Source organism: Methylobacterium sp. 391_Methyba4 (genome assembly GCF_029691625.1).
GTDB lineage: Bacteria > Pseudomonadota > Alphaproteobacteria > Rhizobiales > Beijerinckiaceae > Methylobacterium > Methylobacterium fujisawaense.
This window is the reverse complement of sequence record NZ_CP121475.1, coordinates 3173499-3185928: the sequence shown is the minus strand read 5'-3', so window position 1 is coordinate 3185928 and position 12430 is coordinate 3173499. Positions and strand designations below refer to the sequence as shown.

Below are 12430 nucleotides of genomic sequence, written 5' to 3'. Positions count from 1 at the left end.
TCGACGTGCCGGCGGGCTTTATCGAGGCTGGCCCGTCATTGGCAAGGCGCCGGCCCGATCGTCGATGCGCGTCCGTCCTCTCAGAGGAGCGCGACCTTGCCGGTGGCGATGTCGTAGAAGCCGCCCACGACCTTCACCCGCTGGGCGGCGACGGCCTCCGCGATGATCGGCCCGGACTGCTCCAGCCGTCCGACGGTGTGCCGGACGTTCTGGGCGATGGCCTCGGCGAGGGGATCCTGCGCCCGGGCCTTCGCGGCCAGATCGACCGCGGGCCGAATCGCGTCGACCAGCACCGGGAGATGGCCGGGAAGCACCGCCTTGGTCCGCATGACGTCGATCGTCGCCTTCACGGCCCCGCATTCGGAATGGCCGAGGACCAGGATCAACGGGGCGCCCAGGACGGACACGCCGTATTCGAGGCTGGCGAGGCCGTCGGTGTTGACGAAGTTGCCGGCGACGCGGACGACGAACAGGTCGCCCGGTCCCTGGTCGAAGATGAAGTCCGGGGCGACCCGGGCATCGGCGCAGCCGACGATGCAGGCGATCGGATGCTGAGCCGCGGCCCGCGCCGCGCGACCGGCCGAAAAATCCCTGTTGGCGGGCGCGTTGGCCGCGTAGCGGCCGTTGCCGTCGAGCAGCCGAGCCAGAGCCTCCTCGGGCGTGATGGCCTTCGACCGAGCCCCGTCGGAGGCCGCTTCGGCGCGAAACGGCGGTGCGGACGCGCCGGCCAGGGTGCCGACGGCGACGGCCGTCAACAGGCCGCGCCGTGAGAGTCGCCGTGAGAGGGAGGGTCGATGCAGATCGCACACGCTTGGCGGTCCCCTTCGTCGTCCTTGCCGGCCGAGCCCGGCGAGCCGCTCGTCCCGGCAGCAGCGGGCCGAGCACTCCGGATCGTATCCCCTGCGGATCTTCACCGCCGAGTCCAAACTTTGCAGGAAATACTGGACCGAAGGGGCTGCGCCGGGCATCCCGAAGGCATGGATCCGGCTGCTGCGAGGCGCGGATGTTGGACGATCATTTTCGGGACCGGATCGCTCTGCTTCGGTCCGAGCGCGATTTCCGTCGGGCGGTCGCCGGTTACTGCCAGGGGATGATCGAGCCGTCGCAGATTGTTTGGCCGAGTCACAAGCTGCTCAATCAGATCGGGCGCTACGTGGTCTCGTTCATGCTGATCCACAACGACTACGCATGGCGCCACCATGGCGGCCCCCGTCCGACCCTGACGGCGCTCCAGGCGATGGTCGGACTGAGCCACCGGCAGACGGCCGGTTTCGTGTCGACCCTGAAGGCCGGGCGGTTCGTCACGGCGGTGGCGGATCCGGATGATGCACGCGTGAAATGCCTGCAGGCCTCGCCGGCCCTGGTGACCGAGATCGGCCGGTCCGGGCGCCTGTTCGTCGTCGCCATGGATGCCGTCGCGGGTCGCGATCCGGGCCGCGCGGAAGGACTCGACGGGCCCGGCCGGCTCGGGGAACTCGTCCGCCGGTCGGCGGCCCATGTGCTGCGGCAGGGGACGCTCATCGCGCCGTTCCCCCGGGTGCTGCATTTCGCCGGCCGGGATTGCGGCTACCCGCTGCTCGCCGCCCTCGTCGGCGCCCACTACGCCGCCACGATTCCCGGGGCGCCGCCGGCCGCGCCGCTCAGCCTGCGCGGCCTCGCCGAGCGGCTGGACGTGTCCCGGGCGCATGTCGGCAACCTGCTCGCCGAGGCGGAGGCGGCCGGATGGATCCGGATCGCCGACAGACGCCTGACCTTTTTCGATCCGACAGTGTTGGCGGAATTCGAGGACTGGGCCGCCGGACAGATGCTGTTCTACGACGATCTGGCGGCGGCGGTTCTCGCGGATCCGCCGGCCGTACGGGTTCCGGACTGTGCCTGCACCTCCTGATCCACCGGGTGCGCGGCGCTCGCTTGTGTTCCGGCCGTTCCGGGGATACCTACGGGCTGCACCGCGCCGTGAGACCATCCCGCGTGGGTCGCCGACAGGAGAGACGAGCCTTGGCCAGAGCCGGCTCAGCGCCCGAGATCGCCCGCGCCGCCATGACGGCGCCGCGGTCGCGCGCGCGCCGCGCCGGGCTTGCTCTTCCGCTTCTGCTTACCCGCCCCTGAGGGCCGTCCGGGCGCGCGCCTGGGCCTTCAGGGGAGTTCTTCCATTCGCGAATCCGCCCGCGAGGGCACCACGCCGCGCCGCGCCATCTCGAGCCGGGCGGCCCGCGACAGGGTAATGCCATGACCACGACGAACACCACCTCCGCCCGCGACCGCATCGTAATCTTCGACACCACGCTGCGCGACGGCGAGCAATGCCCCGGCGCCACCATGACCTTCGACGAGAAGCTCGCGGTGGCCGAGCTGCTCGATACGATGGGCGTCGACATCATCGAGGCCGGCTTTCCCATCGCGTCGAACGGCGATTTCGAGGCCGTGTCGGAGATCGCCCGGCGGACCAAGCGCGCCACCATCGCGGGGCTCGCCCGCGCGATTCCCGCCGACATCGCCCGGGCCGGCGAGGCGGTGCGCCATGCCCAGCGGGCGCGGATCCACACCTTCGTGTCGACCTCGCCGATCCACCTCGCGCACCAGATGCGCAAGAGCCAGGACGAGGTCGTCGACATCATCCTGAAGACCGTGGCCCAGGCCCGCGACCTCGTGGAGGACGTGGAATGGTCGGCCATGGACGCGACGCGCACGCCCCTCGATTATCTGTGCCGCTGCGTCGAGGCGGCGATCAAGGCCGGCGCCACGACGATCAATCTCCCCGACACGGTGGGCTACGCCACGCCCTCCGAGTACCGCGACATGTTCGCGAATGTGCGTGAGCGCGTGCCGAACGCCGACAAGGCGGTGTTCTCGGTCCATTGCCACAACGACCTGGGTCTCGCGATCGCCAACTCCCTGGCGGGCATCGAGGGGGGCGCCCGGCAGGTCGAGTGCACGATCAACGGCATCGGGGAGCGGGCCGGCAACGCGGCGCTGGAAGAGATCGTGATGGCCCTGCGCACCCGCGCGGACGTGCTGCCCTACGAGACGGGGGTCGAATCGACCATGCTGACCCGCGCCTCGAAGCTCGTGAGCCACGCCACGAACTTCCCGGTGCAGTTCAACAAGGCGATCGTCGGCCGCAACGCCTTCGCCCACGAGAGCGGCATCCACCAGGACGGCATGCTCAAGAACGCCGAGACCTACGAGATCATGACGCCGGCCTCGGTGGGGCTGACCAAGACCTCCCTGGTGATGGGCAAGCACTCGGGCCGGGCGGCGTTCCGCTCCAAGCTGGAGGATCTCGGCCTGCACCTGTCGGACAACCAGTTCCAGGACGCCTTCGACCGGTTCAAGGCTTTGGCCGACCGCAAGAAGAACGTCTACGACGAGGATATCGAGGCGCTGGTCGACGAGAACCTCGCCACGGCCCACGACCGCATCCGGCTGGTCTCCCTGTCGGTGATCGCCGGCACCCGCGGGCCGCAGCGCGCGACCTTGCGCATCGCCGACGAGGCCGGCACGCGGATCGAGGAGGCGGACGGCAACGGGCCGGTGGATGCGGTCTTCAACGCGATCTCGGCGCTGGTTCCGCATCAGGCGCAGCTGGAACTCTATCAGGTCCATGCCGTGACCGGCGGCACGGATGCCCAGGCCGAGGTCTCGGTGCGCCTGCGGGACGGCGAGCGCAGCGTCACGGCCCGCGGTGCCGATCCCGACACGCTGGTCGCCTCCGCGAAGGCGTATCTCTCGGCGCTGAACAAGCTCTCGGCCCATTCGGTGCGCGTGCATGCACAGCATGCGGCGGCGGAATGAGAAAAAGCGGCGGCGGGGGGTGGACACCCCCCGGCCGCGTTGGTATCAGCCCGTCACCCCGGACGGACTTGGTGGCCACCGGGCGGTCGCAGACGCGATCGGGCGCATAGCTCAGTTGGTAGAGCAGCTGACTCTTAATCAGCGGGTCCTAGGTTCGAACCCTAGTGCGCCCACCAAACAAGTCCCTCAGCCATAATGATTTTTCGCAAGGCGCCCCCGGGGCGCCTTTGTCGTCTCTGGGCCTTGGGCGGGGTTTGGGCGGGAGAAATCTTTATGAGCGACACGTACGATACGCGCCAGGCTTACGAGCAGGGTCACGCCGCAGCGCGCGATGGCCGGCCTAAGAGCGCCAACCCCTACCGCGACAGCGGGAAGTCCGAAGAGGCTTACTGGGACAACGGCTGGTCGGACGCGACGAAGGGCGTCTACCAAGCTCCGTGAGTGGGCTGACGGCTCTCGTCCTAGGTCACTCCTACGGCTCCCGCCCCTGCGCCTTGAGCTGGGAGTGAACAGATTCGTCACGCAGATTGCGGGGGACGGGGCGAGCTGCGAGTCTCGCCGGCATGAGACAGGCCCTCGCAATCACCGTGACCATCGACGCCGCCGGCCGCGTCACGGTCGTCTCCCCGGGCGAGCGCATGCGTGTGGTCGCGGTGCCGGAAAAGATCGCGGCCGCCGCCGGCCAGCGGGTCGCCGAGATCGTAGCTGAGGCCCTGCAGGGGCGCCCGGCATGCCCATGAGCGTCCACGACATGCTGGTGGCCTGGTCCGCCCGTAGGCTCACCACCGCGCAGGCGCTGGAGCTTACTGGCTGCCTCGACGAGGGAGAGCTCCGCCAGGCGTGCCTGAGCTCGGACGTCATCCCCCGTGCTGTTCTCTATCCCGTCGAGGACGGCCCCGGCGCCGGCCGCTACGTGGACGTCACCGTGCGCGTGATGGTCGGCCCCCGCCGGTCCACGGTCCTCGTCGAGAGGCAGGGCGAGCCCGCCTTAGTGTACGAGACCCGGGAGCACGGGCACGAGACGGACGGCCTGGGCGCGGTGGTCGAGGCGGCCGTGCGGGAGGGGCTCGCGGAGCTGCCCTAGCCCGTCAGGATGCCTTCCGACGCTTTGTCTGGGGCGCCAACACAACCGCCTCACGCATCGCCGCGATCAGGGCCTTGCCCGGGATCAGGTAGTCCTTCGGCGGCCCGATTTCCGTCCGGTTCAGATCGTCGACCAAACGGTACGGCAGGACATCCACGGCGATGCCTCGTCGTCCGTTCAAACGCATCCAGTGTGCGATCCGACCAAGGTTCCCGTCCTCAAAGAACGCACTGACCGAGCGCATCCTCACTCGTTCGGCCTCGACCGCCTTCAGAAGGTCAACGAGCCGGACAAGGCCCGTCCGGATCTCCCGAGTGTTTGTGCCGGCGGCCCGCAGGCGAGCGATGACCGCCTCTAGCTCGGCCTCAATCTCTTCCAACCGCTGAGCGACCGTAGGGCCAGACCGCACGAGGTCCGCCCCGGAGATTGCTCCCGGATCGCTCGATGCGACGAGCACCGTGAGCATGCCGTGTCTCTCAGCGACAGGGGGGCCACCGTCCAGCATTTCACCGCGGTCTGCGATCCGGACAAACTTCTCCCAAAGCTTGGGGCCCATGAATTCGCGAAGGCGGCGCTTGGTATCCGCGAACTCACGGATCGCCGGGTCGGCTCGCATGGCCCGCAGGAGTCCGACGAGGTCGTGCCGCTCCGACACCGCCCGCCGCTGGCGCTCGACGTAGCTGGCCCTGTCCTGGGCGGCGTCGAAATCTCGGGCCATGGCATCGAAGGCGACGCCGTAGTGTTTGCGGGCGCAATCGCGTCCGACCAGCCGGCGCTGTCCGGAACGGAACAGCATGACGACGCCCTTGTCGTGGTTGGGGTACCGACAGAACACGCATTGCGCCCGTCCTGCGTCCCGACCGGCGACGTCGTAGGCTAATTCGACCGCCGCCTCCTCGTCCGGCGGCGGATCATCCGAGACGTTTTCGAGGCTCTCGGGATCGTCTGTCGTAAATTGTGTCTGGAGCAACTCGTCGTCGGAGCGGGACTTCCAGTAGCCGCCACCCGTTCTATCGAAAAGCGCGTCGAGGTTCGCCAATTGGCATCTCCCAGCCATTGAAGCCGGGCACATGGTGGCATGGTTAACGGATTTCCACTACCAGACCCCAAATAATAACCCGCGTATCTGTGGATATCGCGAGCTCGCGGCGCGGATCATTCGCCTGTGAATAGCCCCAAGATCGTCATGATACTCGCCGACCTCAAACAGTTTCGTGGGTCGCTCAACCATGGAATGTCCCCACGGCCGGTAGGTCAGCGTCCCGCCTGGGTCTGTGGACGACGAGCTTCACGCCGGGCTCGGACATGGCGTCGAGGATGGCCTGCTGGAACGGGTACAGGCGCAGCGAACCATCGCGGGGTTCGTCGCGCCGCCCGGGCAGAAGGCGTGCGTGCTCCTCGCACCAGGCCACGAGGTCCTTCTTGGGGGCGGCCATCAAGCCCTCCTCGCCATCGCCGCGGCGGCACGCCGGGCCCGGCGGTTCAGGCCATCCGCTTGGGGCTGCGGCCTGGGCACCGCCCGCGCGGCCTCCCGCAGGGCCTGGCGCGCCGCCATTCGTTCCGCGGCCACCATCCGGCCGGCGGCCGCGTCGTAGGACCCGGCCATCGCCTTCAGCCATCGCTCCCACACCCGATCGAGGGAAGGCGCCTTCGCCGGGGCCTCACGCTGATCGTTCGCCAGCGCGCGCAGGGCCTCGGCCTCAAGCGGCGTCGCGATGGAGATCGTCATTCCGTCGAGGTGCGCCACGGAACGGCCTTCCGGGCGCGCCTGGATTTCCGGCGCCACCCGGTCGCCGGCCTGGCGCTTGAGCGCCTCGAACGCGGCATTGTCTTCGCAGTAGATTCCCGGCAGCAGGACGCCACCCTCGGGCTGGTACCAGTAGGTGCCCATGGCTCAGGCCCTCACGGAGAAGCTGGCGAGGTCGGTTTCCATCTTGCGGACAAACGCTTCGTCCTGCTCGACCAGCGGCCCCTGGTGCTCGTAGTTCCAGCCCTCGCCCGAGGCCCTGAACCCCCAGCGGTAGGCATCGCGAAGCATCGCCAGGAGAGGCCCGCCCCGGACGAAACCGCCGTCCCTGAGGATCCCGAGGACCTCGCCCGGATCAGGACGTGCGATCTGGCAGATGTCCGCCACCAGTTCCCAGTCGTCCTTTGCCCGCAGCTCGGCGAGGCGCTCCTCCGTGCGGCGGGCGCGTTCGGCCTTGATGGCGATCAGCGACCGGTCGAACTCGGCCGACTCGTTGGGCGACAGGGCGGCGATCTTTCCCGCCAGCGTGTGGCTCTCGGCCTCGGTCACGACGCCCTCACTGCAGCGCGGCGGCGCAATAGACGGCGGAGTGGGAGGCGAGGCAGTCGCTCCACTTCATGTGCTCCCAGGCGGCGATGCCCAGCAGGAAGGCGGCGCCGACGGCGGCCAGCCCGATCACGGTCCCGAAAGCCTTGGCCTCCTCCAGAATCTTGCGCACGTGCCGGCCCCGTTGAAACCTTGGTGCCCCGGGCTCGGAATCGAACCGGCCTCTCCTGCTTTTCAGACAGGCGCTGTCACCAGGTCAGCTGCCGGGGCTCACCCCGATCGAAGCACCTTTTGCGGATTCGCCTAGCCCCCCCCTGGCCACGAGAAAGGGGCCCCATTGGCGTGAGGACCCCTGATCGTTCCGGGACAAGGCCCCCTGGGATGGGCCCCCGCGCCGGCCGACGCGGGCTCCCGGGCCGGCCGGCTCAGGAGGAAGGCCGGCAGGGTCAGCGATGGCAGGGATTCGTCTAGGGCAGCCGGCGGGTGTGTGATCGGGGATCACAGGACTCCCCTTGCAATCCAAACTGTGTCTGCTAAATACAGACACACTGGATCGGTTCTCATCGGTCCGGGGACAACAAGAAGGCACACCCGATGACCAGCAGCATCACCATCGACACCGCCATCGCCGCGTGGAAGGCTGCCAAGAACCAGATCGACCGCGACCTCGCCGCCCAGGCCATTGGCGAGCACATCGCCTTCAACACCCCCGAGGGCGCCGACGACGAGTCCGCCACGGACGAGCTCCTCGCCCGCCTCAAGGCCGAGTTCGGCCCCGTCCCCGGCGAGGACCTCCTCTACGTCCTCAACCCGCAGCGGTTCTACATCGCCGTGCCGGCCGAACTCACCGCCAACGAGGTCGAAGCGATCTGGGGCATCGGCCGCAGCGAGGAGGAGGCGCTGGCCGACGCCTACCACTGGAACAGCACCAGCGCCCCGTCCGTGGAACAGGACGCCGATGGCAAGTGGACCGTGGCCTACGACGGCAGCCGCGAGACCTTCCCGGACCGCGCCGTGGCCGACGCCTACGCGGCGACCCTGGGCTACCGCGCCGAGCCCTGTACCCGGGCCCTCTACGACCGCGTCAGGCACGAGGGCTACGACGCCCACGGCCGGAACTCGTACTCGTTCGGAAAGAACGGCCGCCTGTATGACGTCGTCGAGCGCGACGCGGCCTGATCCCACTGCCCGCGCCCCGGCAATCCCGCCGGGCGTCCTCGTTTCCGGGATCACGCCATGGGCATATTCGGATACCTCGACAGGATCGCGGCCGATGCCGAGGCGCGGGACACCCGCACCCCCGAGCAGCGTGCCGCCGACGCCGCCGCCTACGAGGCCAGGGGTCGCGAGGCCGCCATCAGACTCGCGGCCGAGCGCGTGGAGTTCCTCGCCGCGGCCCCGCGCTACATCCTCCCCGACGGGAGTGCGTGGCGCTCGGCCGACATGATGGGCACGCTCCGCACCGGCCACCAGGGCGACCGGGGACGTCGCCTCCACGCCGTCCCCGAGGACGACTGCGGGGTCTGGTCCGGCGTCGACAAGGCGCTCTGCGGAGCCAAGCCCGGCCCCCGGTCTATCGGCTGGGGCGACGTCCGCGCCGAACCGGCTGACTGCCCCCGCTGCGTCGCCAAGCTCCGGAAGGCCGGGCTGTGACCCGGACCACCATCACCATCGCGGGCCGCGTCTACGCGGTCCGCTTCGCCATGTGGGCGGTCGCCAACGACGGCGGCCGCCCCGTCGTTTCGGTCGACCTTCTCGCCCCCTGAGGGATCCATGATCATCGAACTCGTTCCCCTCGACGAGGGGTTGCACGACGGCACCGCGGTCGGCCTGCTGGACGGCCGGCCGCTCGTCTACGTCGACCGCCGCGCGCACGTGGACGGGCGCCAGCTCGCGCACGGCGACATCGCGGAGGCGCTGATCGAGGCCGTCGACGTGGCCGCCTCGCGCATCCTGGGCCCCGAGTGGAGCAAGCCCCTGGCCGCCGTCACCGGCCTGAACGCCCGCACCTGCAACCGCGACCGCATCCGTCAGTGGGGCCTGCCACCCTGGGTCCTTGTCCTTCTCGCCAAGGGCGCGGCCTCCGAGCACCCTCGCGCCATGGGCCACATGCTCATGGCCGTCGCGTCCCTGCGCGGCGGCATCGCGGAACTCAAGTACGGCCCCCGCGTCGACGCGGTCGTCGGCAAGAAGGCCAGGGCCATTGTCGAGGAGGCCAGCGAGCTCATCGAGTGGGCGCGAAAACAGCGCCGGGTCCCGGGATCCAAGGATCCGGAGACGGAATCTTAACGGGAGCCCTGTAGGGTCCCACACCTCGGCGTCGGTCTTCATCGGCGCTCCGGACCAAGGAACCCCGAAGATGAACGACGCCACACAGCGTCGGGCGCAGCGCGCCCGCGCGGGCGACCTCGCGCTCGCCCCTCCCGCCTCCACCGTCTACCCGCCGACCCTAGCGCAGCTCCTCACAGGCTGGCCGCTCGTCTGGCACAACCCCTACCGAGACACCGTGGCGTGGATCGGCGGCCTGTCGCGGAAGGGCCTGCCCGGGTCGGTCAAGGCGGTACTCGACGCCGTCATCCAGGCCGACCTGACGCTGCCGGCGGTCCTGGCCCTGGCCGACACGTGCGACGCGGTCGTGCGGCAGGGCGGCTTCCCCGAGGACGTGCTCGACGCCGTCCGCGAGATCGCGGCCCGGGCCCGGTTCGCGGCGATGTGGCTGGGTGACTACACGTCATCGTGCATCGCCATGCACATCGCCGACGTCGCCGCCATCGAGGAAGTCGACGACGCTCGCCGGCGGGCGCTGGCGGTGACGGCGGCCGAGTGCTCGTACACCGGGCACCAGATTCTTCTCGGGACCTACCGGGCTGACGAGCCGGTCCATCGCCGACTGGCGCGCGACAGCGGCTGGCTCGATCTGTGCGCCCGGGCGGAGACGGTCGAGTACATGCGCGGTGTCGACGCCGAACCGCCGCTCGGGCAGGTCCGCGACGACACCGGCCTGGATCCCCGGGACCGGGACGAGGACCGGGCCGAACGCATCGTGTCCGACCTGCTCGACGAGCCCGCGGCGCGGCCGTCCGCCGGCGTCGTGGTGTTCCCGCGAGAGATCCTCGCCGGCGTCGGCAAGTCGGAGAACGAGCGGGACGTGAAGCGCCTGCTCGGGGATGCCCTGGGCGCTGCCCTGCCGCGGGTACCGGTCCCGGTGGACTGGCACGCGTGGCAGGAGGGGCTGATCGTGAAGGCGCCGTGGCTCGCTCCGGCGATCCGCGCCGTCCGGGCGACGCAGGGCGGGCGGACGCACTGGAGCCACGGGTCGGTCTACATCGCCGGACCCGCCGGCGCTGGAAAGAGCCTGATCAGTCGGCTGGCCGCGCAGGCCAGCGGCCTCCCGTTCGCCCGCATCAACCTGGACGCCGCGAGCGATTCGTCGGTGATTGGGGGTACTTCCATCAGATGGTCATCGGCGCACCCAGGGCCCATCGAGGCATTGCTCGCGAAGGCGCGCAAGGCGAGCGGGATGCTGCTCGTAGACGAGTTCGAGAAGTGTGCAGGCAGCCGCCACTCGGGGGGTCACCCCCACGACCTCATGCACGGCCTTCTGGAACCCGAGACGGCTCGGTCGTGGCGTTCGCCGTACCTCCTCGGGGAGGTCGACTACAGCCACATGCTGTACGTCGTCACGGGCAACAGCACGGACGGCGTCGCGAGCTCGCTCCTCGACCGCATGACGGTCGTGCGCGTCGGCGAGCCGGGGCCGGAACACCTCGGCCTGCTGGCCCCCGCGCTCGCCCGCCAAGCCTGCCGCGAGCTCGGGCTCGACGAACGCTGGGGCGACCTCGACAGGGAGGAGATCTCCGCGCTGCAGGACGCGTGGCGCGGAGGGTCGGTCCGCCGGCTCCAGCGGCTCGTCGCCCGCATCCTCCAGGCGCGCGACAGCGCCCCCGTGGCCCGGCACTGAGGGAGGTCGACATGCAGAACGACACCCCGACCGCCGTCCTCGCCCGCATCCGGGCGGCCTGGGCGTCCCGCCGGTCCTGTGGGCTCTGCGCCGTCGGCGCTGGCCTGCGGGTCCAGCGGATCGTCGCCATGGAGGCCAAGGGACGCCTCGCCCCCGACGTGGCCCTCCGCATGGCGTTGGAGGCCGAGGCCATGGCCCTCGCGTTCTCGCCGCTCGAATGGGGGGACGGGCTGTGACCGACGTCTACTACAACCGCCGGAAGTGGATGTGGTCGCTGCGCGAGCGCGGCCGCGTCGTCGGGCACGCGGACAAGGTCTGCATGCGCGACGTCTCCCTGATCGTGAGCCTGCCGGCCGTCATGCGCGTCCGCCGCTCCGGCCAGCGCGCGGTCTGCGCGTTCGCCAGGGGCACGTTGGTCGACGAGACCTGGGACGATGACACGGGGGAGACAATCGGGTTCCAGCCGTGCGTGCACGACTCGTTCGTGAACGTCGACGGCAGGGCGGTCGCGGGGTGCGAGAGGCTGCTGCTGCCAGTCATGGGCCCGGTGCTGGGATGGGGGCTCCGGTGGCTCTGAGGCAGCGCTACCCGGGCCGCCTTCCGGCCGACCTCTACAGGATCTCGCAGGCGCCCCTGTTGGACGAGTGGCTCCTGGAGCCCGACGACCGTGCGGCTGACGGCGCCGTGCTCACGGGCATCATCTCGGGGCACCCCCGCTACCCCGACGGGTCCCGGATCACGACAAGCACCATCCAGATGATCGAGGACGAGCCGGGCGGCGAAATCCAGGGCTGGGCGTGGTGCTATGCGTGGGGCCTCCTCAGACTAGGGCGGTGCATCGATCTGGGTTTCAGTAGAGGGGTCCCGCTATGAGGTTCGAGAGGCTGCCGCTGGCGAAGATCGCCGAGCAAAACCGCCGCCGGGACGAGGACCTCGCCCGGCTCGCGGAGGGCTGGACGCCGTCGGCTGAGGACCTCGCCGGGGCGCCGACGCTGTCGTACTGGGTCGACTACACGCCGGTCGGCACGACCGCCCCGTTCCTCATGGGCCACCTCAAGGGACACCCCCGGCAGCTCGACGGGTGGACGACGACCGAGGTCGTGCTGGCGCGAGGCGACGGGTGGGTTCGCCTGAGCGACGGCTTCGTGCGCCTGGGCCCGCCCATGCCGCCCCGCCCGGCGCCGAAGCCGGTCGAGGCCCGGGAGGCGACGGACGAGGACCTCGCGCACCTGCCGTTCTATGGGCTCGACCCCCGGTAGCGGTGTCGCATCGTTCGCGGCGGTGTCCGATCGCATGA

19 protein-coding genes and 2 tRNA genes are annotated in these 12430 nt (G+C 70.0%); 14 read left to right on the top strand and 7 right to left on the bottom strand.

Annotated features, from left to right (window positions below; translation table 11 throughout):
- Positions 1-80 precede the first annotated feature (80 nt).
- Positions 81-809 carry a carbonic anhydrase gene (locus tag P9K36_RS14910; protein ID WP_043757808.1) on the bottom strand — a complete coding sequence of 243 codons (729 nt, stop codon included), beginning with the start codon at positions 807-809 and terminating at the stop codon, positions 81-83.
- Positions 810-1003: 194 nt separating this feature from the next.
- On the opposite strand from P9K36_RS14910, the gene P9K36_RS14905 reads away from it, so the two are divergent.
- The 6 genes from P9K36_RS14905 (at position 1004) to P9K36_RS14880 (ending at position 4879) form a co-directional block, all read left to right on the top strand.
- On the top strand, positions 1004-1888 hold the full coding sequence (locus P9K36_RS14905; RefSeq protein WP_278307250.1) for a hypothetical protein: 885 nt from the start codon (positions 1004-1006) through the stop codon (positions 1886-1888).
- Between the two features lie 341 nt (positions 1889-2229).
- The gene (locus P9K36_RS14900; protein WP_043757805.1) at positions 2230-3795 is read left to right on the top strand and encodes a 2-isopropylmalate synthase; all 1566 of its coding nucleotides are present in this window, start codon (positions 2230-2232) and stop codon (positions 3793-3795) included.
- A 100-nt stretch (positions 3796-3895) separates the two neighbouring features.
- Positions 3896-3971 (top strand) — tRNA-Lys (locus P9K36_RS14895).
- A gap of 97 nt (positions 3972-4068) precedes the next feature.
- Positions 4069-4236, top strand: coding sequence for a hypothetical protein (locus tag P9K36_RS14890; RefSeq protein WP_278307249.1), 168 nt, complete (start codon positions 4069-4071; stop codon positions 4234-4236).
- Between the two features lie 122 nt (positions 4237-4358).
- Positions 4359-4535, top strand: a complete 177-nt coding sequence (locus P9K36_RS14885; protein ID WP_278307248.1) for a hypothetical protein — start codon at positions 4359-4361, stop codon at positions 4533-4535.
- Positions 4526-4879 carry a hypothetical protein gene (locus tag P9K36_RS14880; protein ID WP_278307247.1) on the top strand — a complete coding sequence of 118 codons (354 nt, stop codon included), beginning with the start codon at positions 4526-4528 and terminating at the stop codon, positions 4877-4879. The genes P9K36_RS14885 and P9K36_RS14880 overlap by 10 nt, the downstream gene beginning before the upstream one ends.
- A 4-nt stretch (positions 4880-4883) precedes the next feature.
- Here P9K36_RS14880 and P9K36_RS14875 read toward each other — a convergent pair whose 3' ends face one another.
- The 6 genes from P9K36_RS14875 to P9K36_RS14850 all read right to left on the bottom strand — a co-directional run bounded on the left by P9K36_RS14875 (position 4884) and on the right by P9K36_RS14850 (position 7442).
- A complete protein-coding gene (locus tag P9K36_RS14875) occupies positions 4884-5918 on the bottom strand; it encodes a hypothetical protein (RefSeq protein WP_278307246.1) in 1035 nt (344 codons plus the stop codon).
- 184 nt (positions 5919-6102) lie between these two features.
- Entirely contained in the window at positions 6103-6315 is a 213-nt protein-coding gene (locus tag P9K36_RS14870) for a hypothetical protein (RefSeq protein ID WP_278307245.1), read from the bottom strand.
- A complete protein-coding gene (locus P9K36_RS14865) occupies positions 6315-6770 on the bottom strand; it encodes a hypothetical protein (protein ID WP_278307244.1) in 456 nt (151 codons plus the stop codon). The genes P9K36_RS14870 and P9K36_RS14865 overlap by 1 nt, the downstream gene beginning before the upstream one ends.
- Positions 6771-6773: 3 nt before the next feature.
- A complete protein-coding gene (locus P9K36_RS14860) occupies positions 6774-7175 on the bottom strand; it encodes a hypothetical protein (RefSeq protein ID WP_278307243.1) in 402 nt (133 codons plus the stop codon).
- Positions 7176-7182: 7 nt separating this feature from the next.
- Positions 7183-7344 (bottom strand): hypothetical protein, encoded by a 162-nt coding sequence (locus tag P9K36_RS14855; RefSeq protein ID WP_278307242.1) that lies wholly within the window; start codon positions 7342-7344, stop codon positions 7183-7185.
- A 21-nt stretch (positions 7345-7365) separates the two neighbouring features.
- Positions 7366-7442: transfer RNA gene (locus P9K36_RS14850), tRNA-Phe, on the bottom strand.
- A 324-nt stretch (positions 7443-7766) separates the two neighbouring features.
- On the opposite strand from P9K36_RS14850, the gene P9K36_RS14845 reads away from it, so the two are divergent.
- The 8 genes from P9K36_RS14845 to P9K36_RS14810 all read left to right on the top strand — a co-directional run bounded on the left by P9K36_RS14845 (position 7767) and on the right by P9K36_RS14810 (position 12392).
- Entirely contained in the window at positions 7767-8351 is a 585-nt protein-coding gene (locus tag P9K36_RS14845; protein WP_278307241.1) for a hypothetical protein, read from the top strand.
- Positions 8352-8408: 57 nt separating this feature from the next.
- Positions 8409-8825, top strand: a complete 417-nt coding sequence (locus P9K36_RS14840; protein WP_278307240.1) for a hypothetical protein — start codon at positions 8409-8411, stop codon at positions 8823-8825.
- A 120-nt stretch (positions 8826-8945) separates the two neighbouring features.
- Complete coding sequence (locus tag P9K36_RS14835) at positions 8946-9461, top strand: hypothetical protein (RefSeq protein ID WP_278307239.1); 516 nt, start codon at positions 8946-8948, stop codon at positions 9459-9461.
- 70 nt (positions 9462-9531) lie between these two features.
- Positions 9532-11133, top strand: coding sequence for an AAA family ATPase (locus tag P9K36_RS14830; RefSeq protein ID WP_278307238.1), 1602 nt, complete (start codon positions 9532-9534; stop codon positions 11131-11133).
- Between the two features lie 11 nt (positions 11134-11144).
- Positions 11145-11369, top strand: a complete 225-nt coding sequence (locus P9K36_RS14825) for a hypothetical protein (protein ID WP_278307237.1) — start codon at positions 11145-11147, stop codon at positions 11367-11369.
- A complete protein-coding gene (locus P9K36_RS14820; protein ID WP_278307236.1) occupies positions 11366-11710 on the top strand; it encodes a hypothetical protein in 345 nt (114 codons plus the stop codon). The genes P9K36_RS14825 and P9K36_RS14820 overlap by 4 nt, the downstream gene beginning before the upstream one ends.
- A complete protein-coding gene (locus tag P9K36_RS14815; protein WP_278307235.1) occupies positions 11701-12006 on the top strand; it encodes a hypothetical protein in 306 nt (101 codons plus the stop codon). Before P9K36_RS14820 ends, P9K36_RS14815 begins: the two co-directional genes overlap by 10 nt.
- Positions 12003-12392, top strand: a complete 390-nt coding sequence (locus P9K36_RS14810; RefSeq protein WP_278307234.1) for a hypothetical protein — start codon at positions 12003-12005, stop codon at positions 12390-12392. The genes P9K36_RS14815 and P9K36_RS14810 overlap by 4 nt, the downstream gene beginning before the upstream one ends.
- Positions 12393-12430: the final 38 nt, after the last annotated feature.